This is a genomic window from Mesorhizobium sp. B2-5-3 (genome assembly GCF_006441005.1).
Taxonomy (GTDB): Bacteria; Pseudomonadota; Alphaproteobacteria; order Rhizobiales; family Rhizobiaceae; genus Mesorhizobium.
In genome coordinates this window covers 155552-180614 of the sequence record NZ_VFUS01000006.1, presented here as the reverse complement: position 1 = coordinate 180614, position 25063 = coordinate 155552, and the positions used below count along the sequence as shown (strand labels likewise).

At 65.7% G+C, this 25063-nt stretch carries 23 protein-coding genes; 17 read left to right on the top strand and 6 right to left on the bottom strand.

Annotated features, from left to right (window positions below):
• Positions 1-286 precede the first annotated feature (286 nt).
• Both FJ867_RS16070 and FJ867_RS16065 read left to right on the top strand, forming a co-directional pair.
• Positions 287-901 carry a TetR/AcrR family transcriptional regulator gene (locus tag FJ867_RS16070; RefSeq protein ID WP_140556440.1) on the top strand — a complete coding sequence of 205 codons (615 nt, stop codon included), beginning with the start codon at positions 287-289 and terminating at the stop codon, positions 899-901.
• A 57-nt stretch (positions 902-958) separates the two neighbouring features.
• Positions 959-1957 (top strand): bestrophin family ion channel, encoded by a 999-nt coding sequence (locus FJ867_RS16065; RefSeq protein WP_140556442.1) that lies wholly within the window; start codon positions 959-961, stop codon positions 1955-1957.
• Between the two features lie 84 nt (positions 1958-2041).
• Here the strand turns inward: FJ867_RS16065 and FJ867_RS29310 are convergent, their stop codons facing one another.
• The 3 genes from FJ867_RS29310 to FJ867_RS16055 all read right to left on the bottom strand — a co-directional run bounded on the left by FJ867_RS29310 (position 2042) and on the right by FJ867_RS16055 (position 3396).
• Positions 2042-2170 carry a hypothetical protein gene (locus tag FJ867_RS29310; RefSeq protein WP_263486928.1) on the bottom strand — a complete coding sequence of 43 codons (129 nt, stop codon included), beginning with the start codon at positions 2168-2170 and terminating at the stop codon, positions 2042-2044.
• Between the two features lie 32 nt (positions 2171-2202).
• Positions 2203-2523 (bottom strand): hypothetical protein, encoded by a 321-nt coding sequence (locus FJ867_RS16060; protein WP_140817901.1) that lies wholly within the window; start codon positions 2521-2523, stop codon positions 2203-2205.
• Between the two features lie 120 nt (positions 2524-2643).
• The gene (locus FJ867_RS16055) at positions 2644-3396 is read right to left on the bottom strand and encodes a DUF899 domain-containing protein (protein ID WP_140817899.1); all 753 of its coding nucleotides are present in this window, start codon (positions 3394-3396) and stop codon (positions 2644-2646) included.
• A gap of 110 nt (positions 3397-3506) precedes the next feature.
• On the opposite strand from FJ867_RS16055, the gene FJ867_RS16050 reads away from it, so the two are divergent.
• The 3 genes from FJ867_RS16050 (at position 3507) to FJ867_RS16040 (ending at position 6386) form a co-directional block, all read left to right on the top strand.
• A complete protein-coding gene (locus FJ867_RS16050; RefSeq protein ID WP_140817897.1) occupies positions 3507-4727 on the top strand; it encodes a helix-turn-helix domain-containing protein in 1221 nt (406 codons plus the stop codon).
• 35 nt (positions 4728-4762) lie between these two features.
• Complete coding sequence (locus FJ867_RS16045; RefSeq protein ID WP_140521471.1) at positions 4763-5395, top strand: glutamine cyclotransferase; 633 nt, start codon at positions 4763-4765, stop codon at positions 5393-5395.
• A 160-nt stretch (positions 5396-5555) separates the two neighbouring features.
• Positions 5556-6386: an aldo/keto reductase gene (locus FJ867_RS16040; protein ID WP_140817895.1), complete on the top strand. Its 831-nt coding sequence runs from the start codon at positions 5556-5558 to the stop codon at positions 6384-6386.
• 195 nt (positions 6387-6581) lie between these two features.
• On the opposite strand, the gene FJ867_RS16035 is transcribed toward FJ867_RS16040, so the two are convergent.
• Positions 6582-6953 (bottom strand): endonuclease domain-containing protein, encoded by a 372-nt coding sequence (locus tag FJ867_RS16035; RefSeq protein ID WP_140521473.1) that lies wholly within the window; start codon positions 6951-6953, stop codon positions 6582-6584.
• 248 nt (positions 6954-7201) lie between these two features.
• Positions 7202-7507 (bottom strand): hypothetical protein, encoded by a 306-nt coding sequence (locus tag FJ867_RS16025; protein WP_140500102.1) that lies wholly within the window; start codon positions 7505-7507, stop codon positions 7202-7204.
• Between the two features lie 221 nt (positions 7508-7728).
• Between FJ867_RS16025 and FJ867_RS16020 the strand changes: the two genes are divergently transcribed.
• The 12 genes from FJ867_RS16020 (at position 7729) to FJ867_RS15965 (ending at position 22919) form a co-directional block, all read left to right on the top strand.
• Positions 7729-8370: a glutathione S-transferase family protein gene (locus FJ867_RS16020; RefSeq protein ID WP_140500178.1), complete on the top strand. Its 642-nt coding sequence runs from the start codon at positions 7729-7731 to the stop codon at positions 8368-8370.
• A 254-nt stretch (positions 8371-8624) separates the two neighbouring features.
• Entirely contained in the window at positions 8625-10169 is a 1545-nt protein-coding gene (locus FJ867_RS16015) for an ATP-binding protein (RefSeq protein WP_140500100.1), read from the top strand.
• Positions 10170-10300: 131 nt separating this feature from the next.
• Positions 10301-12073 (top strand): N-6 DNA methylase, encoded by a 1773-nt coding sequence (locus tag FJ867_RS16010; RefSeq protein ID WP_246675061.1) that lies wholly within the window; start codon positions 10301-10303, stop codon positions 12071-12073.
• Positions 12070-13161, top strand: coding sequence for a BsuBI/PstI family type II restriction endonuclease (locus FJ867_RS16005; RefSeq protein WP_140500097.1), 1092 nt, complete (start codon positions 12070-12072; stop codon positions 13159-13161). Before FJ867_RS16010 ends, FJ867_RS16005 begins: the two co-directional genes overlap by 4 nt.
• A 187-nt stretch (positions 13162-13348) precedes the next feature.
• Positions 13349-13549, top strand: a complete 201-nt coding sequence (locus FJ867_RS16000; protein ID WP_140500096.1) for a hypothetical protein — start codon at positions 13349-13351, stop codon at positions 13547-13549.
• Between the two features lie 107 nt (positions 13550-13656).
• Positions 13657-14847: an AraC family transcriptional regulator gene (locus FJ867_RS15995; RefSeq protein ID WP_246675060.1), complete on the top strand. Its 1191-nt coding sequence runs from the start codon at positions 13657-13659 to the stop codon at positions 14845-14847.
• Positions 14848-15021: 174 nt separating this feature from the next.
• Positions 15022-15540: an AraC family transcriptional regulator gene (locus tag FJ867_RS15990; protein WP_140817891.1), complete on the top strand. Its 519-nt coding sequence runs from the start codon at positions 15022-15024 to the stop codon at positions 15538-15540.
• Between the two features lie 196 nt (positions 15541-15736).
• A complete protein-coding gene (locus FJ867_RS15985; protein ID WP_140817889.1) occupies positions 15737-20425 on the top strand; it encodes a YadA-like family protein in 4689 nt (1562 codons plus the stop codon).
• Between the two features lie 7 nt (positions 20426-20432).
• On the top strand, positions 20433-21020 hold the full coding sequence (locus FJ867_RS15980) for an invasion associated locus B family protein (protein WP_140561110.1): 588 nt from the start codon (positions 20433-20435) through the stop codon (positions 21018-21020).
• A gap of 13 nt (positions 21021-21033) precedes the next feature.
• Positions 21034-21720: a hypothetical protein gene (locus tag FJ867_RS15975; protein ID WP_140817887.1), complete on the top strand. Its 687-nt coding sequence runs from the start codon at positions 21034-21036 to the stop codon at positions 21718-21720.
• Between the two features lie 49 nt (positions 21721-21769).
• Positions 21770-22237, top strand: coding sequence for a DUF4189 domain-containing protein (locus tag FJ867_RS15970; RefSeq protein WP_140558900.1), 468 nt, complete (start codon positions 21770-21772; stop codon positions 22235-22237).
• Between the two features lie 58 nt (positions 22238-22295).
• Positions 22296-22919: an invasion associated locus B family protein gene (locus FJ867_RS15965; protein ID WP_246675059.1), complete on the top strand. Its 624-nt coding sequence runs from the start codon at positions 22296-22298 to the stop codon at positions 22917-22919.
• Positions 22920-22937: 18 nt separating this feature from the next.
• On the opposite strand, the gene FJ867_RS15960 is transcribed toward FJ867_RS15965, so the two are convergent.
• Positions 22938-24923, bottom strand: coding sequence for an ABC transporter ATP-binding protein/permease (locus FJ867_RS15960; RefSeq protein ID WP_140561106.1), 1986 nt, complete (start codon positions 24921-24923; stop codon positions 22938-22940).
• Positions 24924-25063 lie beyond the last annotated feature (140 nt).

Sequence of the window (25063 nt, the reverse complement as noted above, 5' to 3'; positions counted from 1 at the left end):
CAGTTGCTTGACGCTGAGGGAAATGAAGTGGTGTCGGGCGGGGAAGGGCAAGGCGCAATGTGGTCAGCTTGGCCGATCTCCCCCCGCGGGGGGAGATTACGCTCTTCGGCGCCTTCACCAATCCCTGACGAATATCGGCCTTGGCTTGCAAGCTTTCAGCACGTGACATACCGGTTCCCCTGATTATATGATAAAGGTGCTCCACTAAAGCGGAGGCGCCTCCGTTTATTACGTGGGGGCTGACCCGATGGGGTTCAAGCCCCATATTTCGACAGTGGAGAAAAAATTGGCCGCAGAGCCGTCCGCCATCCCCGACCAGAAGACCGCAGAGGCCAAGCCGTTGCGCGCCGACGCGCAGCGCAACCGCGACCGGCTGGTCGAGGTGGCGGCCTCGGTCTTCGCCGAGCGCGGGATCGATGCCTCGCTGGAGGAGATCGCGCGCCGCGCGGGCGTCGGCATCGGCACGCTCTACCGCCATTTCCCGACGCGCGAGCACCTGGTCGAGGTGGTCTACCGGCGCGAGGTGGAAGGGCTGTGCGCGGCCGCCGACGAACTGGCGACAAAGCATCCGTCCGACGTCGCGCTGGAAGAATGGATGCGGCGCTTCGTCGACTATATCGCCACCAAGCGAGGGCTTGCGACCAGCCTGCGCATCCTGTTGACGGCGAATGCCAATCTCTATTCCGACACGTCGGGTCGGGTCTCGGCGGCGTTGCGGCAATTGGTCGAGGCGGCGGTGGCCGACGGCACCATCCGTGGCGATGTCGACGCGTCCGACGTGCTGCACGCGCTGGGCGGCATCTATTCGGCGCCCGACACCCCGGATTGGCGCGATCGCTCGCGCCGGCTGGTCCGGCTGCTGATGGACGGATTGCGGTTCGGCGCCGCCAAGGCTAGGTGAGGGCGACTGGAGACTGGCCTGCGGCTAGCGGGCACGTCCGCGATTTGGGGGCATCTTATGTATGTGGGCCGTTCCTACAAGGTGATGGATTTCGCGCTCTGGTCGCGGCGCAGCGTCATCTACATGGTGGTGGTGAGCGGACTGGCGGTGGCCGCCTACCGTTTTCCCGGACTTGCCGGGTTCTCGGTGCCGTGGTCTGTCGTGCTGGTGCTCGGCACCACGGTGTCACTGGTGGCCGGCTTCAAGAATTCGCAGGTGTTTACCCGCAGCGGTGAAGCGCTGCAGGCGTTTGCGCAAATCACGGCCAGCAGCCGGTTGTGGTCCAATTTCTGCAGGGACTTCACCGACGCCCCGACAGCGAAGCAACTCATCTATCGCCACATCGCCTGGATGACGGCGCTGCGTTTCGCGCTGCGGCGGCCGATGCCATGGGAATCCATGGCGCGGGCCGCCAATATCGAATACCGGCGGCGTTACCATGTCCAGGAGGATACGGGCTCGATTGCCGACGAATTGCGGCCGTTGCTGGCCGAGCAGACCGAGGGCGTCCTGAAATCGCCCCGCCCGGCGATCGCCTTGCTCGAAATGCAATCGGTGCAGGTCAACGGCTTGTTCAAGGATGCCAAGATTCCTCCGCAGATCTATGGCGAACTGACAAAACTCATCCGCGACTTCCACGACCAGCAGGCGCGCTGCGACCGCATCAAGAACAATCCCTATCCCCGCCAATACGCCATCGTCAGTTCCATGTTCGTCATGATCTTCTGCACGCTGTTGCCGTTCGGCGTCGTTCCGGTCTTCGCTGAGATGGGCAAATTCGGCGGGGCGCTGGGCTCGATCGCGATCTGGCTGACGATCCCGTTCAGCACGCTGCTGGGCTGGGCATACATGTCGCTCGACCAGGTCGGCGAGAGCAGCGCCAACCCTTTCGAGGGCAACGCCAACGATGTGCCGATTTCGCAGATCTGCCGCGACATCGAGATCGAGATGCGGACCGGGCTCGGCGAGGTCGACCTTCCCGCGCCATTGCTGCCTGTCAACGACATCGCGACGTAAACGCCAGCGCGCTTGGCGGCGATGAGCAGGGCGAACGGCCGGCTTCATTGCGCCTGGGCGGCGCGCCGCTCCGCCGTCGAAGCGTCAGGTCTTTTCGGGCGTGCACCAGGGGCAGCCCTTGGCGGGTTGCGACGGCTCGTCGCCGCGCCGTGTCGGCTCCGCCTCGATCGGCTCCCGTGTGTCGGGACCGTGCGTATCACTCGTCCGTGTCATGGTTCTTCTCCTCGATGGGTTGCATCGGCGATTCAAACTGCTTGCGCAATGCTCTGTTTTTGCAGAGTTTTCTCCAAGCGCTTTGCTTTCTCCCGGCCCGCCTGCCTGTTGGAAATCACGCGCAGCCAAGGCGCCAGATGGAAGGCGCTCATCAGCAGGTACATGGCCGGCATGCCGGTGAGCGGCGAAGAGGTGCCCATGCACAGCATCGCCTCATCGCCGCCGAAGATGCCGGCCAGCAGCGCCATCAGGGCGAAGGTCGGCGCTGCGGCGAGGCCCAGCCAGTCGGCGATGCCGAGGCGGGCCGCGTCCTGATCGGGACAGGGAAGGGCGTCTGTATGGATGTCGCTCATGTCTTTCTCCTCGGTTGCGCATTGGCGCGAGCCCGGAAAGCAGCAGCAGTCCTGGGAAAGCTGCCGTCTTGCGAAGAGCGTCCGGCTGCGCTTGCGTCGAGCCGGCGCTCTAGCCAGGCTCTACTGGACGTCCTTGTTGCGGAACGCCGCCTCGCCGGCAGCAGACACTTCGTCCCATTTCCTGTCCGGTGTGGTGTCGGCGTCGTAATTGTCGCTCCAGTTCCACCATTTGTAGGTCGGGGTCTGCGGATAGCCTTCGGGCGAGTCCTCCCAGACCTCCTGGCGGCCGAGCGGCGTGGCGTCGAGGTAGCTCCAGACGGTGCCCATCGCCTCGTCGCCGCGGTTGTTGATCAGATAGGTGCGGAAGATGCGGTCCCCGTCGCGGATGAAGACGTTGTGGCCGTGCCATTCGTCGACGCCGAAGTCTTTGTCGAAGCTGTCGGTGATGGTGTACCAGGGCATTGCCCAGCCCATCCGCTTCTTCAGCCGCGCAATGTCGGCCTGCGGCGCGCGCGAGGCGTAGGCCAGCGTGGTGTCGCGGGCGTTGAGATGGGCGAGGTTGGAGACCTGGTCGGCGCCCAGCGAGCAGCCGCGGCAGGCGTGATCGGGCCAACCATACACACCCGGCTCGAAGAAGGCGCGGTAGACGATCAGCTGGCGGCGGCCCTCGAACAGGTCGAGCAGGCTCGCCTTTCCGTTGGGTCCTTCGAACGTGTAATCCCTCTCGACGGCCATCCACGGCATGCGCCGGCGCTCGGCGGCCAACGCATCCTTGGCGCGGAGCGTCGCCTTCTCCTTTACGAGCAACTGCTGGCGCGCCGCCTCCCATGCTTGCTGGGAAACGATCGGCGGTGTGTGCATTTGCTTGGTCATGGCTTTTGCCTCGCTGTTCCGGTTTGATGTGACGCGACTGACATAGCGCCGGACAGCGGGATGGTGAGAGTTACAAGTGTGGCGGGATTCGCCGTGGCGGGATTTTTTTGATGGATTCGCTGATCACGGCCGCGGGGCTGTTGCTGGCGGCGGGTGACCCGCTCGGCGCGCTCGACCGCGTGGCGTTGCGCGAGGACGCGCCGGCGCTGGCGCTGCGCGGCATCGCCATGGCGCAGCTCGGCGATCTCGACCGGGCCAGGGCTCTGCTGCGGCGGGCGGGGCGCACCTTCGGGCCGAGGGAAGCGGTGGCGCGCGCCAGATGCGTCATCGCCGAAGCCGAGATCGCGCTGGTTTCGCGCGACCTCGGCTGGCCGGCCAAGGCGCTCGACGCGGCGCGGGCGACGCTGGAAAAGCAAGGCGACCGGCTGAACGCCGCGCATGCGCGGCACCTGGAAGTGCGATTCCTGTTGCTGATCGGCCGTCTCGACGAGGCCGAGCAGGTGCTGGCCGGGCTCGATGCGACGCCGTTTCCGCCGGCTTCGCGGGCCGCGCACGAGCTGGTCGTCGCCGGCATCGCCATGCGGCGCCTCAGGACGAAGACCGCGCGCGCGGCACTCGAGCGGGCCCGCCACGCCGCATGGCGGGCCGGCATTCCCGGACTGATGGCCGAGGTCGACAGCGCGTTCCGGGTGCTGGCAACGCCGGCGGCGCGGCTGATCGCGAACGGCCAGGAGCATCCGCTGCTGCTCGAGGAAGTCGAGACCTTGCAGGCATCGGAAGCGCTGGTGGTCGACGGTCTTCGTTATGCCGTGCGCAGACAGGAGGCGCGGGCCTCTCTGGCGACGCGCCCGGTGCTGTTTGCGCTGGCGCGCGCGTTGGCCGAGGCCTGGCCCGGCGACATGCCGCGTGCGGCGCTCATCGCCAGGGCCTTCGGCGGCAGGCACGCCGATGAATCACATCGCGCCCGGCTGCGGGTCGAGATCGGCCGGCTGCGCGCCGAGCTGCGCGGGCTGGCCGACATCCAGGCGACGAAGCGCGGTTTTTCGCTGGCGCCGATACGGGGCGGCGAAGTGGTGGTGCTGGCGCGGCCTCTCGAGGAGCGGCATGCGGCAGTGCTCGCCTTCCTCGCCGACGGCGAAGCCTGGTCGAGCTCGGCACTGGCGCTGGCGCTCGCATCCAGCCAGCGCAGCGTGCAGCGCGCGCTGGAGCAGCTTGCCGAGACCGGCAAGGTGCAATGGTTCGGCCACGGCCGGGCGCGCCGCTGGATGACGCCGCCGGTGGCGGGTTTCACGACCACCTTGTTACTCCCGGCGCCGTTGCCGAACGGCTAGGAATGGATCACACGATCAAGGGTGAGGATGAAGACATGAAACATGCGGCGGCCGAAATCCTGCGTGAATACGGCCCCTTTGCGGGCGTGGACAGCGTGCATGGGGTGAGCTTCGATGGGCAGAACGTCTGGTTTGCCTCGGGCAAGGGGCTCACCGCCTTCGACCCGGAGAGCGGGCAGGCGGTGCGCTCGATCGATGTCGCCGCGCATGCCGGGACGGCCTATGATGGCCAGTACCTCTACCAGCTCGCCAAGGACCGGATCCAGAAGATCGATCCCGGCACCGGCGCGGTGCTGTCCACCATTCCGGCGCCCGGCGGCGGCGGCGATTCCGGCCTCACCTGGGCCGAGGGCACGTTGTGGGTGGGGCAGAACCGCCAGCGCAAGATCCACCAGATCGACCCTGAGACCGGGGCGATCCTGCGCGTCATCGAATCCAACCGCTTCGTCACCGGCGTGACCTGGGTCGATGGCGAGCTGTGGCACGGCACCTGGGAAGGCGACCAGAGCGATGTGCGGCGCGTCGACCCGGAGAACGGAGACGTGCTGGAACGGCTCGACATGCCGCCCGGCAAGGGCGTGTCGGGGCTCGAATCCGACGGCGGCGACCGCTTCTTCTGCGGCGGCGGCCCGGGCGGCGTGGTGAGGACCGTGCGCCGACCGAAATGAGGGCTGATCTTTGCGGTGAGCTCACGTGCCGACGCCTGCGGACAAGCGACAGGAGCATCGTCTGTGTCGATCACAGATTCGGCAATTTGTCCGCCGCCGGCTGGCCGTTGCCCGATGCCGGGCCTAGATAGGCTGGACCATCTTCGCAGAGGACCAGACCATGCCTGAACAGATTTCGTTGAACGACGGCTCGACCATTCCCCGGCTCGGCCTTGGCGTGTGGCAAGTCGATCCCGCTATCACCGCCAAGGTGGTGGGTTGGGGGATCAAGGCCGGCTACAGGCTGATCGACACCGCCGAAGGCTACCAGAACGAGAAGGGCGTCGGGGAGGCGATCCGGAGCGCGGGCGTGCCGAGAGGCGAGCTGTTCATCACCTCGAAGCTGCGCAACGGCGCGCACCAGCGCGATGCCGCATTGCGCGCCTTCGACGATACGATGGACAAGCTCGGCATCGAACAGATCGACCTGTTCCTCATCCACTGGCCGGTGCCCAGCCAGGACAAATATGTCGAGGCCTGGCAGACATTGATCGAGCTGCAGAAAGCCGGCCGGATCAAATCGGTCGGCGTGTCGAATTTCAACCGGGATCACCTGGAGCGCATCATCGGCGAAACCGGCGTCACGCCAGCCGTCAACCAGATCGAGCTGCATCCGCGTTTCCAGCAGCGCGAGATCAGGGAGCTCCATGCCCGGCACAACATCCACACCGAAAGCTGGAGCCCCCTCGGTAGCGGCAGGCTGCTCGGCGACCCGACCATAGCAGGCATCGCCGCAAAGCACGGCAAGTCCGCGGCGCAGACGATGATCCGCTGGCATCTCCAGGAAGGGCTGATCGTCATCCCGAAATCGGTCCACCAGGACCGCATATCGGCCAATTTCGACGTCTTCGATTTCGAACTGGACGCGCAGGACCTGAAGGCCATCCGCGGCATGGATTCAGCCGACGGCCGCGTCGGGCCGAACCCTGCGACGGCGGCGTTCTTGTTTTGAGGCCACCAACGTTTTTACTCTACGGCGCCCCCCTCTGTCCTGCCGGACATCTCCCCCACGAGGGGGGAGATCGGCTGTCGTGAATCGCCAATTTTCAACTTTGAAAAATGTGGCGCTGGAGCCAAAGCTGCCAATCTCCCCCCTTGTGGGGGAGATGCCCGGCAGGGCAGAGGGGGGCGCTGTCCCGCCAGCCTGTCAGGGCGCGTCTGCCAAACCAGCCGCGATAACGATATGCTGGCAGACATTGTCTATGTCGCGGATGACATCGTCATTCCAGAAGCGCAAGACGATCCAGCCATCCTGTTCCAAGCGTTTGGTTCTGGCCTCGTCAGCATTGGCAAGACCCGGGTCGCCATGTTGTGAACCGTCGACCTCTGCAATCAGCTTTTTCTCCGGGCAGGCGAAGTCTACGATGTAGCCGGCGATGGGGAATTGCCTGCGAAAGCCCAGGCCCATCAGCCTATGCGCACGCAGCTCGTTCCAGAGCTTTAGTTCGGCATCGGTCATGATCCTGCGCATCGATTTCGCGTTAGCGCGGTGTCTTGGGGGCAAGGGTGTGTGTGGCATGGTGTGAGAGGCTTGATGCTGAAGTTGGTCACCAACGTTTTTACTCTACGGCGCCCCCCTCTGTCCTGCCGGACATCTCCCCCACGAGGGGGGAGATTGGCAGCTTTGGCTCCGGCGCTACATTCTTCAACGTTGAAGATTGGCGAAAGCATTCGCGACAGCCGATCTCCCCCCTTGTGGGGGAGATGCCCGGCAGGGCAGAGGGGGCTGTCCCGCCGGCGTCTCAGGAGATCAGCAGCTTCAGTGCCTCAAATCCCCGAGCCGTCCAGCTGCTGGGCGTCGTCGCCTTCCCAGGGCGAGGGCATGGAGGCGCGGGCGAGGTTGGCCGAGGGCATCGGCATCCAGCATTTCAGCTCCGGCTCGGCATATTCGACGATGCGGCCCGGCGAGGAGTCCGACGCGCGCCAGCCTTCTTCGCCGAACTGGTCGCCATCCGACCAATAGGCGAGGTCGACTTCCGCCGGCCCCTGCTCGGACGGCCGGACCGTGACGAGGATCCGGCTGCCGTCCTTGGGCGCGCTTGACATGTGGCGCCAGCGGTCGGGCTCATCCATCGCTCATCCTCCTCGAGATCCATTGCCATGCTTCGAGAGGGATAGTCGCCTCGCGTCCGGAAGCGGTCAACCCGGACTTTTCGCAAAACCGGTCCTTGCGGTCGCGACCGCATTGTCGGATTCGATCGGCGCTATCCGTCCTTGGCGTGCATGCCGCAACAAGGAGCGAGGCGATGGCGAGTGACAAGGTCGGGCCGAAACCGCACGGGGCGGACGCGGAGATGAAACTGTTCTTCAGCCGCAACCCCAATCCGCGCCTGGGAGTCGCGGTGGCCCGTCACCTCGGGGCGAAGGTCGCGTTCGAATTCGCTTCGCCTATGGCGCCGGGGCAGGCGGAGCGGTTCCGCCCGCTCAATCCCAATCTTTCCCTGCCCTTGCTGGCCTGGCCTGGAGGGAGCCTCTGGGAAGCGGACGCCATAGCCTGCCGGCTTTCGCGCGACATGGGTTCGGATTTCTGGCGCGCGGGCGACGACGAACCCGAGATGATCCGTTGGCTGAGCTGGGGCAAGGAAGAGTTCGTCAGGGCCTGTGACATCGTGCATTTCGAGCGCGGCACCAAGCAGCGCTATGGCATCGGTCCGATCGACGCGGAAAAGGTCGCGGAGGGACTGGAACAGTTCCACAGGACGGCGCTGATCCTCGAGGCGGCACTTGGCCGGCGGCCATGGCTGGCCGGGACTTCGGTTTCCTATGCCGATTTCCGCATGGCGACGTTCCTACCCTTCAACGACGCCGCCCGCTTGCCGCTCGGCGACTATCCCGAGATCGAGCGCTGGTATCGCCGGCTCGAAGAGATCGAGGCCTGGCGCGATCCGTTCCAGGGGCTGGACGCGCCCGCATTGGCGCCGGTCCCCGGACGGTGATGCCCGCGTGAGACGACGCGGGAGCGGCCGACCAGGCTTCAGGATTTGATTCGCGATTCCGCTTCAACTGCTTGTTTTCACGTGCATCCGAAACGATTGCGCGCTTGTCATGCGATCGTTCAGCCGGTCCGAGGTTCGCATCAGGCAGGCAGCATTCGCACAACTGTGCGCAACGCCCAACCGGCGGCCATCGGCGCTCGACGCTTTGCAATCGGATTGATAAGTCCCTCTGCGAAGGAGCGGCTGAGTCTGACATGACCGTTGCGATCGAGATGGGACAGACGACCGCCGGCGCGCCGGCGGCGCTGGACCTTGAGGAACTGCTGGCGACGCGGCTTTTGGTGCAGGGCAATTCGGGCTCCGGCAAATCTCATTTGTTGCGCCGGCTGCTGGAGCAGAGCGCGCCCTGGGTGCAGCAGACCATCATCGACCCCGAAGGCGACTTCGTGTCGCTGGGCGAACGCTTCGGCCATCTGGTGATCGATGCCGAGGAACATACCGAGCGCGGGTTGCAGAGCGCCGGCGAGCGGGCGCGCATCCACCGCGTCTCCACGGTGCTCAATCTCGAAGGGCTCGACGCCGAGAACCAGATGCGGCGCGCCGCCGCCTTCCTCGGCGGGCTGTTCGAGGTGGCGCGCGACCATTGGTACCCCATGCTGGTGGTGGTGGATGAGGCGCAGCTTTTCGCGCCGGCGGTGGCCGGCGAGGTTTCCGACGAAGCGAGAAAGCTTTCGCTCGGCGCCATGACCAATCTGATGTGCCGCGGCCGCAAGCGCGGGCTTGCCGGCATCATCGCCACGCAGCGCCTTGCCAAGCTTGCCAAGAATGTCGCGGCGGAGGCTTCCAATTTCCTCATGGGCCGCACCTTTCTCGACATCGACATGGCGCGCGCGGCAGACCTGCTTGGCATGGAGCGGCGACAGGCGGAGGCCTTTCGCGACCTGGAGCGCGGGCATTTCATGGCGCTGGGCCCGGCATTGTCGCGCCGTCCGCTCGGCCTGCGCATCGGCCCGACGGATACCAGCCCGCGCAACGGCACGCCGCGCCTGATGCCGTTGCCGGAAGCGGCATTGGAGGACGCCCGCGCGATCATCCTGGCGGCACCGCCGCCGGAGGCCGTGCGGCCGCAGCGGCGGGTGACATCGCCGGACCTGCTCGACCAGCTGATGGCGGCGAAGTCCGCGGCGCTGGAGATCCGCCCCGAACCGGCCGAGCCGGCGCCCAGCGCCGAGGACCTGGCGGAGCGGCGCGAGCGTATGGACCGCATCCTGCGCGCCATATTGGCGGAGCCCGACGCGGGCTTCCGCGTCATCGGCGTGCTCTACCAGGAGTTCGTGGTGCGCTGCCGCATCGAGGGGCTGGCGTCGGTCGTGCCCGATCTGCAGGAGTTCCGCCGCATGCTGACGCGCGCCCGCGCCGGCGTGGGTTCCGATATGGCCGAGGACGATGCGTGGCGCGACGTCTCCGTGCGCGCCTCGCTGCTGCCCGAGGACATGCAGGGCGTGTTCATGATGATCGCCCGCGCGGCAAAGGAAGGCTGGCCCTGCCCGAGCGACGCCGCGATCGCCCGCGCCTATGGCTCGCACTCCATGCGCCGCGCCCGGCGCCTGCTCACCTACATCGAGGAGCAGGGCCTGATCGTGTGCCAGCTCGACGGCACCGGCCGGCGCACCGTGACGCTGGTGGAACTCGCCTGGGCGACGGCGCCGGGCGACCCCAATGCGGCGCCGGGCGACCGCAACGCGGCGCCGGGCGATCCCAATGCCGAGGAGGCGGAGCAGGGCAGCCTGGCGCTGTGATGGCGTGGGCGGGACGGTTGCGGTTGTCCACTGGAACATAACGAGAACATGTGATACTCTATCGCATCGGTGAGTCTTGCGCGGTACGGTCGAGGGCGATGGGAAAAATTTCACAGATTCGTGGGTCGAAATTGCCTGCCGTCTTGCGCTCGGCGGCTGATGCATTGCGAGCGGCGCGCGCGGAGCTGTCGAAGGCTCGCCTTCTGGCACGCGCATGGTGCGAGACGATCGACGAATGCGACCGCGAAACCTATGCGGTTTCGCTGACCCGGCGCGCGCTGGAGGCCTTGTCGGCGGCCCTCGGCATTTCTCCGGCGATCTGCCCCTCGCTCGCCTTCGAAACGGAAGCGCTGGACGAGCCGGCCTCCGCGCTTGCGCACAGCATCGGAGAGACCGCCGCGCGGCTGCCGATCCTCGAAGCGCTGCATCTCGTCACCAGCCTCTATCCGGTCCTGCTGCCGACCAGGGAGCGCGGTGAGCGCGGTGCCTTCTACACGCCGCCGGCGCTGGTCAACCGCCTGCTCGACCAGGCCGAGGAAGAGGGCCTGGACTGGCGCAGCGCGCGGGTTCTCGATCCCGCCGCCGGCGGTGGGACGTTTCTGTTTCATGCCGCGCACCGCATGATCGCCGCGCTCGGCGATTGCGAGCCCGCCTTCGCGCTCAGCCATGTCGGCACCAGGCTTGCCGGTTTCGAGCTCGATCCTCTCGCGGCGCGGCTGGCGCAAGGCGCCCTGGAGATCGCGCTCGCCGATATTGCGACCAGGGCCGGGCGCGCCGCCCCGGCCATGGTGACGGCCTGCGACACGCTTGAAGCCGATCCGGAACCCGTCTTCGATCTCGTCGTCGGCAATCCGCCCTATGGGCGGGTCTCGCTGCCGTCGCGATTGCGCGAGCGCTATGCGCGCGGCCTCTACGGGCACGCCAATCTCTACGGCGTTTTCACCGACGCCGCGCTGCGCTGGACCAAGCCTGGCGGCCTCATCGCCTTCCTGACGCCGACAAGCTTTCTCGGCGGCCAATACTACTCGGCGCTGCGCAGCCTTCTGGCCAACGAGGCGCCGCCCGTCGCGATCGACTTCGTGCATGCGCGGCGCGGCGTTTTCGAGGATGTGCTGCAGGAGACGCTGCTTGCCGTCTATGTCAACGGCGCGCAGCCGCGGCGCGCGCAGATCCACTACCTGACCGTCGCCTCCGAGACCGATGCCGGGATTGCCCGCAACGGCACGATAGGCTTGCCATCCGACCGCGCCATGCCTTGGCTTGCGCCGCGCACGCCGGAGCACAGCCGGCTCATCGCCCGGGCCGAGACGATGACGCATCGCCTCGTCGACTGGGGCTATGGGGTTTCGACCGGCCCGCTGGTCTGGAACCGCTTCAAGGGTCAATTGCGCGATCGCGCCGGCGGCAAGGGCGTGCATCCGTTGATCTGGGCCGAAGCCGTGACCTCCGACGGCCAGTTCGCCTATCGCGCGCGCAAGAAGAACCACGCCCCTTACTTCAAGCTGGAGGCCGGGGACGGTTGGCTGCTTGTCGAGGAACCCTGCATCCTCGTCCAGCGTACCACCGCCAAGGAACAGGCTCGGCGCCTGATCGCCGCCGAACTTCGCCAGGAATTCATCGATGCGCATGGCGGCGTCGTCGTCGAAAACCATCTCAACATGGTCCGCGCGACCGGCGGCATCAAGGTGCCGGCGGCGGTGGTGGCGGCGCTTTTGAACAGCCGCGTCATCGATGATCTTTTCCGCTGCATCAGCGGCAGCGTCGCCGTTTCCGCCTTCGAGCTGGAAGCGCTGCCGCTGCCGCCGCCCAAGAGCACCAGCACGTTGGCGAAGCTCGTCGCAGCCGGTGCAACGCGCGAAAAAATCGAGGCGGAATGCAGCCGCCTCTACGGTGAGCCTGCATGACGGCACGGCCGCCCTATGCGACGCGCGATCTTGTCGCCGGGCGCTTGCCGCTGATCTTTCCGGAAGGCACGCCGAACCGCATCTATTGCATCCGCGAACTTGCCGCCAGCACCGTGTTCGCCGCTCTCTACATCGGCGCCGTCGAGGGTTCGGGGCGATTCCTGGGCCCTGTCCATGTTTATCGCATGACCCGCGAGCAGGCGGCGCTGGCGGACGATGCAGATCGGGATGCCTACGCCGCAACTGTCCTGCGCAAGAACGGCGCCGTCGCGGGATCACGCTGGTACGCGGACAATACGCGCGAGCCCATCCGCGACGAGACGCTGCGGGACGGGCTGGTGGCGATCGGCGCGGTGCTGCGTCGCGAGGATCTGCCGACGACTTCAGGCCAGCCCCGCTACGCGCTGAGGGCGGCGTTTGCAGCCCTGTTCGACCCGGCGCTGGAAGGCGAGGCGCTGGAAACCGCCATCGCGGACTTCCAGGAAACGCATCTCAGCAAGGGCGCGCTGGCCCGCGTGACCATCATGCGCGCCGGCGCCGTCGCCAACACCGCCGGCATCCGCGTCACGTTTCCGAACGGCGACACGAGGCTTTTGGCGCCGGGACCGAGTTCGGTCATCGCGCAAGCCGTCATCGAGGTGTTCGCCAAACGGTTTCTCGCCGCCCCTGCCATGTTGTGGCTGAGCGAGAGCGGCAACAAGGTGGTCCTGCGCGACGACGCCATCGCCAGTGCGATCGGCCTCAAGATCGAGGCCGACAGGAACCTGCCCGACATCATCCTTGCCGATCTCGGCCGCAAGGAGCCGTTGATCCTGTTCGTGGAAGTGGTGGCGACCGATGGCGCGATCACGGATCGCCGGCGCGATGCCCTCCATGCCGTCACGGACGCGGCCGGTTTCGACCGAAAACAGATCGCGTTCCTGACCGCCTATCAGGACCGCCAGTCCGCCGGCTTCAAGAAGACCGTCGCGCAGCTTGCCTGGGGTTCGTTCGCCTGGTTCGTCTCCGAACCCGGCCAACTCCTCGTGCTTCATGACGGCGCGGCCGACGGGCGTCCATTCGGCAGCTTGCCTTGGACAGTGATGTAATAACGCTTCCCCAGCGTCACTAGGACAGCCGGTCGATACACGGATTATCCGGTGTTGCGCTCCGTTGGCGGCCTAGCCTGCTATGTTTAATGTTGGAGTTATTGTATAGGAATAAGGTCTGGCGAATAGCACTTCGTTTGTTGGGAACGAGTAGCATTTCGTTTGATGGCGAGGGGAGCGCCAAACGATGAAGTTCAACTTCGATGGACCTCCAGTGGATGAATCCGAGGCTGACATCCCGCTCGCCTGCCAGCGCCAATTGTTGCCTCTCGTGGGCGAAATCGTCGAGGCGGCTGTCGCGGCCGGCTGGGACAAGGATGATGTGCTTCTGGCTTTTGTGGAACTCGCGTGGGATCTTTACGAAAAAGGTCGCGGGGACCCGCAATAGACGGCCGTGAACGACTGGCTCCGCGCCGCGCCGTTGCGTGCCACTGATGCCGAACAACGCTGTCGAACCACAGGGCCGACACAGCCTCGCATGTGAACTCCTCCTTCGTGACCGATGCGTTGCCGGCTTACGCCCGGGCCGACGAATCCGGAAGCGAAGATCCGTCAAGGCTTATCGCTATTGACAGAAATGCTGCTGAACTTCCTTCGACGGTCAGTTCTTCTTTCTTATCTCGAATAAAGAATTTTCTTTGCGCGTGGAAGTTCTTTTCAATTCGAGGCGTGTGCGTTACGTTGATTCCGGGTCAGGGGAAGGGGATACCAAGCGGCGGTAAGCCGGCTGAGGCAACACGTATGAAACATGCGGGCGGGGCTCGGGAAAGCGGCGATTCCCAGGGCGTCGATCAAGAGCGGACAGCTCGATACGTCCTGGATATCATTCCGGAAAGTGCTGGTCCCAGAAGAGCCACCGCCCGCGGAAGCGTCATCTATTCCGTCCGCAGTCCGGGATCGCAGAAATTCCTGGCCAGGGAGCATTCCACGGGGATTGTGCTGAGGCCGGCACGCAAGCTGAGAGCCTCGCTCGGCAGTGACAGGATCACGCAGTACGATGCGCCGGTCGGCTGTCTCGTCGTCAATCCGGCGGGCGTCGACAGCACGCTGGCCTGGTCGCAGACCAGGGAGAACGCCGTCGTTTCGATCTCTCCCGAAGCGCTGTCCGAGCTGGCGGCCCATGAGTTCGACCTCCCGGACGTCAAGCTCGAGCCGCCCGCGTTCGGCACGGTTGACCTGAGGGCGCTCAACATAGCCCAGATGATCACTGCCGAACTGACCGACAGGCTGCCGCCGAACGAGCTCTATCTGGACTCGCTGCTGACGGTGTTCGGGGTGCATCTGCTGCGCGGTTATACGGGTCGCAAGAGGCAGGCCGCGTCGCCCAAAGGCGGGCTCTCCGCCGTTGGCGCCCGACGCGTGCGAGAGTATCTCGACCAGAACTTCGTGCGGAAAGTCATGGTCGCCGAACTCGCGTCGGTCGCGGGGGTGTCACCAAATCATTTCATAGCAAGGTTCGCCGGGACATTCGGCATGCCGCCGCATCGGTATCTGATCAACCTGCGCCTCGATCTCGCGGAAAAGCTGCTGGCCGGCGGAGAGTTGCCGATTGCCGAGGTTGCCTACCTTGCCGGATTTTCGGATCAGAGCCACCTGGCCGCGACCATGAAGAGATACAGGGGAAGGACGCCAGGCGGGCTGGTGACGCTATCCGCAGGAATTGAAAGCCCGACCATGGCAAAGTAGCAACAGCTGCTGGCCAGCGATCCAAGACCGGAATTTCCTACAAGGCTTCCGGAGTTTTTCAAAATACGTCCGTCACCACCTGTGCCCCAAGCTTTGCTGGAGTCATTTGGAATGCCATTCAGTTCGCGCATTGCTTGCCATCCGGCCGGATCGATCACATGAGCGGGGTTGGCGATGCGGGCCCGCTTCGATCAATCACGAATTGTTTTTCAGGGGAACGGGGAGGGAGGCCTCGGGTTGAAGTTCATCTTGGAAATATCGGGAGGCCGAAAAATGCCGGGCGATGATGGTCCCCCCGGATCGGTTTCCGGAGCCAATCCGGCCCGGCAGCCGCCGCGCAACGTGAAGGGCGGGCTTTCCGTCCGCAGTGCGCGCAAGGTGCAGGAGTTCCTGAACGAGAACTTCTCGCGCAAGCTGGCGCTTGCCGAAATGGCCGCCGTCTGCGGATTTTCATCGTACCACTTCGTGCGCGCCTTCTCCAAGACGTTCGGCATGCCGCCGCATCAATATGTTCTCGATCTCAGGCTGGACTTCGCGGAAAGACTTCTTGCCGACAGCCGCATGACCATCGCCGACATCGCCCATCTCAGCGGGTTTTCGAGCCAGAGCCACTTCACCACCATGATGAAGAAATACCGGCAGATGACGCCGATGCAGGCGCGGGCGGCCAAGTTTAACGCAAATATTAGATGAAGCCGCGCTCTCGTCATTATTTGATTACTTGATTTTAAAGCAGTTGCTAAGGTAACGAGCCGTTAACCTCCGCGTATATGCTCGTATCTTTTCTCACAAGACAGCAATTTCGTGAAATACCGCGAAGGGGAATCATGTCTTCCTGCTGTGGAGTGGAAGTGTCAGACATTTCGTGCCGGCCAGCGGAGAGGGAACCATGACCGACAATCATATTTCGGGCGGCCATATTTCGGGCGGCTCGCTCCTTGTTCAGCGCCGTGCGGCGCATTTCGCCAGTCACTGGATCGCGAATGGCGATTCCCGGTCCCGCTCGGCCCGGCGCCGCTTGATGGCGGTCCTGCGCATGGCGCATCGTGCGCTGGGCATGGGGCGCAAGCGCTTGGGGCTGGGAACGCTGGGCGTCGGCGGGGCGCTCGGGACAGCCGTGACGCTGGGCGCCTTCGCGATCGGCATGGCCGCGACGCCGGCTCAGGCGCAATATCAGGCCGGCGGCGGGTCCGCGGTAGGCGGCAATGCCGTCGCCATCGGTAACGGTGCTCAAGCGAATGGCGCGAACACCGTGGCGTTGGGCACCGCCAACAGCGCAACGGGCGATGCTACGATCGCCATCGGCTATGCGATGAGTGTCAATGGCCTCAATTCCATCGGCATTGGTGTTTTCGCGAGTGCGACCGGCGTCAACGCCCTCGCGTTAGGCGGGAACGCCCATGCCAACGGAGACGCAGCAAGCTCCATTGGCGTCAACTCGGTTGCAGCCGCAGGCGCGGCCGCCTTTGGCCTGAATGCGCGTGCCGACGGATTGAACTCCACGGCGATCGGCTACGTTACCCGGGCGACCGGGCTGCGCGCCACCGCGCTCGGGTTTGGGGCAACAGCATCCGGGCTGGATTCGATTGCGCAAGGTAACAGCGCCGTCGCAACCAACCAGAATGCCATCGCCATCGGCTTCCAGGCGACCGCGACCGCGATCAACGCCGTCAACCTTGGCAACCGAACCGTTGCGGGAATGGGCGCCCTTCAAGAGAGCGCCATCGCCATCGGCACGGACGTACTGGCGTCTCAGGTTGACGCCACTGCGATCGGACGCCAAAGCAAGGCAACGGGCACGAGCGCCACGGCGATGGGTAAGAACGCCAGCGCCTGGGGCAACCAGTCGATCGCGCTCGGGCTGGGCGCGATTGCAGGCGTTCAGGCCAACACGGCTCTGCCCAACAGCATCGCCATCGGCACCAACGCGCTCTCTTCCGGCGCTTTCGCCACCGCGATGGGCGCTGCCTCGGTTGCGAGTGGTAACAACAGCACAGCGGTCGGCAACACGGCCGCTGCCAGTGGCACCAACGCGCTTGCGGTGGGCTTTCAGACCATATCCAGCGGCAACAATTCGGCAGCCTTAGGCGTAACCGCTACGGCGTCGGCCAACGGCGCGATGGTGTTGGGCAACGGCTCCACCGCTTCGGGTGTTAATTCCGTCGTGGTGGGCACAAGCGCGCTCGCGGATCACCTCAATGGAGTGGCTATCGGCATTCTGAGCAAAGCCACTGAAACCAACGCCGTCGCGATCGGCCCCCAAGCCGGTGCGACTGGGGTAAATTCGACGGCGCTCGGCAACCTCGCGACGGCTTCGGGTGGCTTCTCGCTGGCCCTGGGCAATTCGGCAGTGTCGAGTGGCGTGGGGTCGATCGCGACGGGCTCGGGAGCCCAAGCCACTGCCGTCTCCGCTACTGCGCTCGGTAACAACGCGACGGCGACCGCAGCGCAAGCAACCGCGCTGGGACTGGGCGCAACGGCCAGCGCCACGAGCGCCATCGCGGTCGGCACGAGCGCCAGGGCGGATTCCGTCGAAGCGGTCGCCATGGGCACCAATGCGGTGGCGACCGGCGGCAAGGCCGTCTCCATCGGCTCCGGCAACACCGCCTATGGCGACGGCGCGGTATCGATCGGCGATCCGAGCTATGCCAGCGGCACCGGCGCCTTCACCGGCGGCGCCAACAACATCGCCAACAGCGACGGCACGGCGACCGCCACCGCGGCCAACATGGCCAACGGCGCCGTCGCCATCGGCAACAGCAACAAGGCGATCGGGCAGGGCTCGGTCGCACTGGGCAACGGCTCGACGGCGGGCGCGGCCGGCCTCGCCGGGAATATCGCACTGGGCGATGGCGCCACGGCGGCGGCAAGCTCCGGCGACGTGGCGCTCGGCTCGGGCAGCGTCACAGACGTCGCCGTTGGCACGGCCAGCGGGGTGGTCAACGGCACCACCTACGCCTTCCAGGGCACCAACCCGACCTCGACGGTCAGCATCGGCGCACCCGGCGCGGAACGCACCATCACCAACCTGGCAGCTGGGCGGATCAGCGCGCTCTCGACCGACGCCGTCAACGGCTCGCAGCTCTTCGCCACCAACCAGGCGGTCGATGCCATCGGCGCCGTCGTCAACAACATCAATGTCGGCGGCGGCATCAAGTATTTCCATGCCAACTCGACGCTGGCGGATTCGCAGGCGCTGGGAGCCGATTCCGTCGCTGTCGGCCCGAATGCGGTCGCCAACAATGCCGGCGATGTCGCGATCGGCCTGAATTCGACGTCGGGCGCCACGACCAATGTCGGCGGCACGACGATCGGCGGCGTCAACTATACCTTCGCCGGCGGCACGCCGGCGGGCGCCTTCTCGGTCGGCTCGGCCGGCGCCGAGCGCCAGATCCAGAACGTCGCGGCCGGACAGTTGAACGGCGGTTCGACGGATGCGGTCAACGGCTCGCAGCTCTTCGCCACCAACCAGCAGGTGACGCAGAACACGACCGACATTGCCAATATCGGCGCTGGCGTGACCAATCTCGGCAACACGATCAACAACATCACCGGCGACACCTCGACCGTCTTCACCGACGCCAATGGCGAAGGCATCCGCTATGCCCGCACCAATGAGTTCGGGCTGGCGCAGACCGATTCCTTCGCCCAGGGCGTCGGCTCCACAGCGGTCGGCTACAATGCGACCGCCACCGGCGTCAGCGCGCTGGCGCTCGGCCGCGACAGCAATGCCAGCATCGACGGCGGCGTGGCCCTCGGCTCGGGTTCGCTCTCCGATCGCCCGATCGCTCCGGCTACCGGGCAACTGCCCGCCGGCCCGTCCAACTTCATCGAGTACAACACAACCGACAAGGCGCTGCTCGGCGCCGTTTCGGTCGGCAACGCCACCTCCTACCGGCAGATCACCAATGTCGCCGACGGCACGCAGGACCAGGACGCGGTGACGGTGCGCCAGCTCGCGGGCGCCATCGGCGCCGTGTCGGCCACCTCGACCAAGTATTTCCATGCCAATTCGGTGGCGGGCGACTCGCTGGCGGTCGGCGCGGAATCGGTCGCGGTCGGCCCGACCACGGTTGTCAACGGCGATAACGGCATCGGCATCGGCAACGGCGCCATCGTCGACCAGACGGCGCCCGGCGGAACCGCCATCGGCCAGAACGCCCATGTGATGCTGGCGGACGGTCTGGCCTTCGGCACCAATTCGCTCGCCTCCGGCATCCAGTCGGTGGCGCTCGGCGCCGGCGCCCAAAGCACCTTTATCAACAGCGTGGCGCTGGGCGCGCAGTCCATCACCTCGGTCGGCGCGCAGGCCGGCTACGCGGCCTTTGCCCTGACCGCCCCGCAGACCTCGGTGGGCGAGGTGTCGATCGGCGACGCCGGAGCTGAACGCAAGCTCACCAATGTCGCGGCGGGCTCGGCCGACACCGACGGCGTCAACGTCTCGCAGCTGCGCGGCGTGTCGCAAAACGTGACCAACCTGTTCGGCGGCACCACCACGCTCAACCCCGACGGCTCGATCACCGGGCCGACCTACACCGTCCAGGGCAACACCTACACGACCGTCTATGACGGGCTCACGGCGGTCGACAATGCCTTGACCACCATCAGCAATGGCGGCGGCATCAAGTACTTCCACGCCAATTCGTCGCTGGCCGACAGTATCGCCGGCGGCACCGACGCCGTGGCGATCGGACCCGAAAGCGTGGCGAGCGGCAACGACAGCCTGGCCGCCGGCCATGGCTCGACGGCTACCGGGGCGGGCGCGGTCGCGCTCGGCCAGGGCGCGCAGGCCAACAACGCCAACGATGTGGCGCTCGGCTCCGGCTCGGTGACGCAGACCGCCGTCGGCACCTCCAGCACCGTCATCAACGGCAAGACCTACGCCTTTGCCGGCACCACGCCGACCGGAACAGTCAGCGTCGGCGATGCCGGCGCGGAGAGGACGATCACCAATGTCGCAGCCGGACGGATCGCCGCCGACAGCACCGACGCGATCAACGGTTCACAGCTCTTCGCCTCCAACCAGGCGATCGAGGCCCTGCAAACCGGCGTCGGAAATCTCAACCAGAATGCGGTGACCTATGACACGCAGGGCAGCGCCAAGACGAACACCATCACGCTGCAAGGCGGCGACGTCAACGCGCCGGTCGTCATCTCCAACGTCGGACCCGGCGTCGCCGGCACCGACGCGGTCAATGTCAACCAGCTGACCAAGGGCCTGGACACCGCCATCAGCACATCCAACAGCTATACTGACAAGGTGGCGGCCACGACCCTGCAACAGGCCAACGACTATACCGACCAGAAACTCGGCCAGCTGAATTCGGACATCAGCGGCATCCGCGACGAAGCCCGGCAAGCGGCGGCAATCGGCCTCGCCGCCGCCTCGCTGCGCTACGACGACCGTCCCGGAAAGCTGAGCGTCGCGGCGGGCGGCGGCTTCTGGCGGGACGCCAGCGCCTTTGCCTTCGGCGCGGGCTACACCAGCGAGGACGGCCGCATCCGCGGCAACGTCTCGGGCACGGCGGCGGGCGGAAATGTCGGTGTCGGCGCCGGCCTGAGCTTCACGTTGAACTGAGGCGGGAATGAACGGGGCAACCAGCCGTCATGCCCGGCTTTTCCTCCTGACCTGCCTGGCGCTTGCCGGCGGCCTGTCCTTGGCCGCCGGGCCAGCCGCCGCGCAAGCGACCGCGCCCTACAGGATCAAACCGTCCGACGTGGCGGTGCCGCCGGATGTGAAACTGGGCCAATACCAGCGCACCATCCGGCCCTTCGAGAATTGGACGCTGATCTGCGACGAGAACCTCAAGGCGCGCAAGAAGGTCTGCAATGTCTCGCAGGTGATCGAGGACGGGGCCGGCAAGATGGCCTTCAGCTGGTCGCTCGCCGCCACGCAGGACGGCAAGCCCTACATGATCCTGCGCACCGCGCCGAACGCCAAAAGCGACGGGCTGGTGTCGCTGAAGTTCGACGGGCGCGACCCGATCGACGTCCACTTGAATGGCTGCAACGAAGTGGTCTGCGTCGGCATGCTGCCGGTGGGGCCCGTCATGCGCCAGCAGATAGTGCAGAAAGCGACGCCAGCGATCTCCTACCCGACCGTCGACGGCCAGACGATTACCGTGACCGCAACGCTCAAGGGGCTGTCCGAGGCCCTTGCGCCAATCAAATAACCGAGGCAGCACCGTGAACCAGCAAGACCCGTTCATCTCCCCAGCGCGCGGCCCGAGCGTGGAGCCGGACCGCAAGAGGATCGTCGAGCCCGATCGCAAGAGGGTCGCCGAGCCGCAGCGGCGGTGGCCGCGCGTCCTAGCCTTCTCGCTGCTGGGGCTGGCCATGATCGGCATCGGCTTCGCTGCCGCCAACTATGCCGCGATCGCCGGTCTCGTCGGCACCCCGACGGCCGCACAGGCCGGGACCGCGCCGCCCGCATTGCCGGACTCGCCTTTCCTCGAACATGTCAAACAGGCCGGCGTGCAGGCCTGCTCGACGATCTTTCCCGTGCTCGGACAGGTTCTGACGACGGGCTCGAAATACAGCGTCAAATCCTTGTGGAACGACCAGGCCGCCGACAAGCACGCCGTGCAGGCCCTCGTCGGCATGGATTATGCGACGGAAAAATACAGCGGACCGGCCGCCGGCGTGGTTTTCGCATCGCCCACCGCTTCCGGCTGCGAAGGCGCGATGGTGCGGGTGGCGCCGTTCGCCAGCCCGTGTTCGGAGATCCCGTCCGTTCTTCCGCAAGGCAGCAAGATCACCGACCATCTCGGCCAGGTCGAAGTGTATGAACTGGGCGGCAATTCGGGTGAAGCGCTTCTGCTGCCGACCGGCAATAGCTGCGTGGTGATTTCCATCGCGTCGGCGTCGAAGTGAGACACGGGATAGGCGAATGGGCGAGGGCTCCTGGAAAGGATTGCAGACCATGATATCGCGACGTCTGGCAGTTTTGTGCATGGCCCTGCTGTGGAGCGGGCAGGTTGTCTCGGCCGACCTTGTGGCGCCGCCGGAGCCGGAGCCGAAGGAGGAAAAGGGCATCTGGGGGGCGATCGCCTATTCCAGCATCGATACCAAGCACGGCTTCTTCTGGGGCGCCGACAAGCGCCAGGAGGCGAAGGACGCCGCGATGAAATATTGCGAGAACGCCGGCGGCAAGGGCTGCACTGTTGTCACGGTGTTCCGCAATCATCGCCATTGGACAGACGACGACGAGACGGGCTTTCCCTACAAGCACTGCGGCGCCCTGGCCGTGGCTAAGGAGAAGCAGAGCGACCGGCTGACGCCCTGGGGCGCGAACTCCGCCGAGACCCGCAAGGACGCGGAAGATCTCGCTCTGCATGCCTGCGAGGCGGCGGGAACCGAATGCAAGATCCGCGAGTGGGTCTGTACCTGAAGCGCGCCGCGCTCACACGGCGCGCTTTGGAATTGCTTTTGCACGCTGCGTGAGGCAGATGACCATGCCCGCGGCCCCGAAAATCCCATCCGGTTTTCGGGGCCATGCGCGTGAACCCCGAAAGAGAAAGTCGCCATCGTTGTTTGACAGATTTGTTCTTCTGAAGGCGGCCGCAATCTGCGCGGCGGCGCTGGCCGCATCGAGTGCCTGTGCGCAACAACAGCAGGCGGCCACGCTTCCAAACGGCGCGTCGTCGCTCCAGGAGACCTATCAGGACTGGAGCCTGGCCTGCACCATCCAGGACAATGCACGCGCCTGCTCGGTTTCGCAGGACCAGACGCAGAAGAACGGCCAGAGGCTGCTGGCTGTGGAGCTGCGCGCGGGACCGAAGGGTGGATTGACCGGAACCCTGCTTCTGCCGTTCGGCATCCTGTTCGACCCAGGCGTGACGATCCAGATCGACGACCAGCCGCCCCTCGGCCAGTTGCGGTTCCGCACCTGCCTGCCGAACGGATGCGTGGCGCAGTTTCCGATCGACCGGGCGCTGGCGCAGAAGCTGAAGGCGGGCGGCGTATTGACGCTCAACGTCGTCACCGACGCCGAGACCAAGCTCAACTTCCCCGTCTCCCTGAAAGGCCTCGGCGCCGCCCTCGACCGCGTCGCGGCGCTGAGCGGGCGCTGAGGCGGGACGAAGTCGGCTTTAGTCCAGCTCGCGCGGCCTTTGGGCCGCAGCGCCGGAGCCCCACAAGGCGCGCCTGAGCAGGTTCCGTCCGCCCTTGCGCGGGACAAGATTGATATCGCTGACAAGCTTTGCGCCGCCCTCGCGCCGCTCCAATGTGATCTTGCGGCTGTGGAAGGCTTCCAGCTCGGCGCGATGCGCGACGCTTATGATGGTCACCTTCGGTAATTCATGGATGACCGTCTCCATCATCTTGTCCTGGCTCTTCTCATCGAGCGCAGACGTCGCTTCGTCCAGAACGACGATATCGGGATGATGCAGCAGGAGGCGCGCGAAGGCGAGCCGCTGCTTTTCGCCACCCGACAGGGTCTGGTCCCAGGGCGCGTCTTCCTCGATCCGGTCCTTGAGATAATCGAGCCCCACCTTGTCGAGGGCGGCGTTGATCTTCTCCAGCGTCCAGTTGTCGGCGGCGGCCGGATAGGCGACCGCGCGGCGCAGCGTTCCGGAGGGGATGTAGGGACGTTGCGGCAACATGAACAGCCGCCTGCCGGGGTGGAAGTCGACGCTGCCGCCACCCCACGGCCAAAGGCCTGCGACGGCCCGCACCAGCGTGCTCTTGCCCGAACCGGATTCGCCGGCCACCAGCACCCGCTCGCCAGGCTCGATCTCGACCTCGGTTTCCTTGACCACGCCGGTGCCGTCGTCGAGCGACACCGAGAGATTGTCCAGGCTGAGCATCGCACCGTCTTCGGTTTCGCCGTGCCTGATGCGGCCCAGCGCGTCGCTGCGTTCGGCGCGCTCCAGCCCGTCAAGCGACATCATCAGCGAGGCAATACGCCGTGCCGAGGCGTTCCAGTCGGCGAGGCGGGGATAGTTGTCGACCAGCCATCCGAACGCGGCCTGCACGATGGCGAAGGCTGAGGCGGCCTGCATGATCTGTCCAAGGGTCATGCTGCCTTCGAGAAATTTTGGCGCGCAAAGCAAGATCGGCACGACCGGCGCAAACAGGCTCGACCCTTGCGACACCAGCGCTGTGCGCATGTGCTGGCCTGTCAGCAGCGCCCATTGCCGGAGCACCGTGCCGAACGTCTTGTCGATGCCGCTGCGCTCCTCCTCCTCGCCGCCGAGCAAGGCGATGCTCTCGCCGTTTTCGCGCACGCGCGTCAGCGTGTAGCGGAAATCGGCTTCCGCCTGGTTCTTCTGCTCGGAGAGCCGCACGAAATGGCGGCCGATGACCACCATCGAAGTGGAGGTGATGGCGGCGTAGATCACCGCGGTCACGACCAGGAAGCCGGGAATGGTGACGCTCCAGCTTCCGATCGGCAAAGTCAGCGCCCCGCCGATCGTCCACAGCACCACGATGAAAGTGGAGGCCGACAAAAACGCGTTGATCACGCCGGAGATGAAATCGACGGGCGATTCCGTGGCGATCCGCAAATCCTCCGCGATGCGTGCCTCGGGGTTCGTGTGGTCGCCGCCCACGAGGTTCAGCTGATAGTAGCGGCCGCTTGCGAGCCAGCGCGCGATGATGGCGGTGGTCGACCAGGAACGCCAGCGGCGCTGGATCGTCATGCGAAGGTAGACTTGCGCGACGACAAGGCTTGCGCTTCCAACCACCAGCGGCGGGAACACGGCGCTGAGCACATAGACGGTGTGGGCATCGCGCTGCTCGATGGCGTCGAAGATCGAGCGGTTCCAGATGTTGATCCCATACTGGAAACCGACATTGATGCATATCAGCATCAACAGCCCGATCGTGAACGGCCAGGCCAGCTTGTCGCCGCGCGTGCTCCAGTAGCCGCGCGCGCTGATCCAGAAGCGCCTCAGCAGGTATCGCTTGCGCGCCTGCTCGGCCTCCTGCGGCGTCAGCTCCGGACCGGGTTCGATGGCCCCGGGCGGCGGCGCAGCCTCGCCCACGACCTCGGACGCAACTTCGACTGTCGAGGCCTTCTCCTGGTGCGACTTCTCTGCCTTGCGCCGCCTGGCGCCGTCGACCGTTTTCGGCATGAGTTCAGCCTCGGATGTAACGGCGACAACGGCCTAAAAATCAAAAAGTTTCACCAGGCCCGCTCCAGACGGCGCCATGGGTCTCCCCGTGCTCCCCTGCTCGACCCGCGATGCCGCCAGCCGCCGCTGGACAATTCGCC

Bases quoted from the DNA above. Each gene is read 5' to 3' on its own strand.
- FJ867_RS16065 (WP_140556442.1), top strand. From the start codon at position 959: ATGTATGTGGGCCGTTCCTACAAGGTGATGGATTTCGCGCTCTGGTCG.
- FJ867_RS29310 (WP_263486928.1), bottom strand. From the start codon at position 2,170: ATGACACGGACGAGTGATACGCACGGTCCCGACACACGGGAGCCGATC.
- FJ867_RS16060 (WP_140817901.1), bottom strand. From the start codon at position 2,523: ATGAGCGACATCCATACAGACGCCCTTCCCTGTCCCGATCAGGACGCG.
- FJ867_RS16055 (WP_140817899.1), bottom strand. From the start codon at position 3,396: ATGACCAAGCAAATGCACACACCGCCGATCGTTTCCCAGCAAGCATGG.
- FJ867_RS16050 (WP_140817897.1), top strand. From the start codon at position 3,507: ATGGATTCGCTGATCACGGCCGCGGGGCTGTTGCTGGCGGCGGGTGAC.
- FJ867_RS16045 (WP_140521471.1), top strand. From the start codon at position 4,763: ATGAAACATGCGGCGGCCGAAATCCTGCGTGAATACGGCCCCTTTGCG.
- FJ867_RS16040 (WP_140817895.1), top strand. From the start codon at position 5,556: ATGCCTGAACAGATTTCGTTGAACGACGGCTCGACCATTCCCCGGCTC.
- FJ867_RS16035 (WP_140521473.1), bottom strand. From the start codon at position 6,953: ATGCCACACACACCCTTGCCCCCAAGACACCGCGCTAACGCGAAATCG.
- FJ867_RS16025 (WP_140500102.1), bottom strand. From the start codon at position 7,507: ATGGATGAGCCCGACCGCTGGCGCCACATGTCAAGCGCGCCCAAGGAC.
- FJ867_RS16020 (WP_140500178.1), top strand. From the start codon at position 7,729: ATGAAACTGTTCTTCAGCCGCAACCCCAATCCGCGCCTGGGAGTCGCG.
- FJ867_RS16015 (WP_140500100.1), top strand. From the start codon at position 8,625: ATGACCGTTGCGATCGAGATGGGACAGACGACCGCCGGCGCGCCGGCG.
- FJ867_RS16005 (WP_140500097.1), top strand. From the start codon at position 12,070: ATGACGGCACGGCCGCCCTATGCGACGCGCGATCTTGTCGCCGGGCGC.
- FJ867_RS16000 (WP_140500096.1), top strand. From the start codon at position 13,349: ATGAAGTTCAACTTCGATGGACCTCCAGTGGATGAATCCGAGGCTGAC.
- FJ867_RS15990 (WP_140817891.1), top strand. From the start codon at position 15,022: ATGCGGGCCCGCTTCGATCAATCACGAATTGTTTTTCAGGGGAACGGG.
- FJ867_RS15985 (WP_140817889.1), top strand. From the start codon at position 15,737: ATGACCGACAATCATATTTCGGGCGGCCATATTTCGGGCGGCTCGCTC.
- FJ867_RS15980 (WP_140561110.1), top strand. From the start codon at position 20,433: ATGAACGGGGCAACCAGCCGTCATGCCCGGCTTTTCCTCCTGACCTGC.
- FJ867_RS15970 (WP_140558900.1), top strand. From the start codon at position 21,770: ATGATATCGCGACGTCTGGCAGTTTTGTGCATGGCCCTGCTGTGGAGC.
- FJ867_RS15965 (WP_246675059.1), top strand. From the start codon at position 22,296: ATGACCATGCCCGCGGCCCCGAAAATCCCATCCGGTTTTCGGGGCCAT.
- FJ867_RS15960 (WP_140561106.1), bottom strand. From the start codon at position 24,923: ATGCCGAAAACGGTCGACGGCGCCAGGCGGCGCAAGGCAGAGAAGTCG.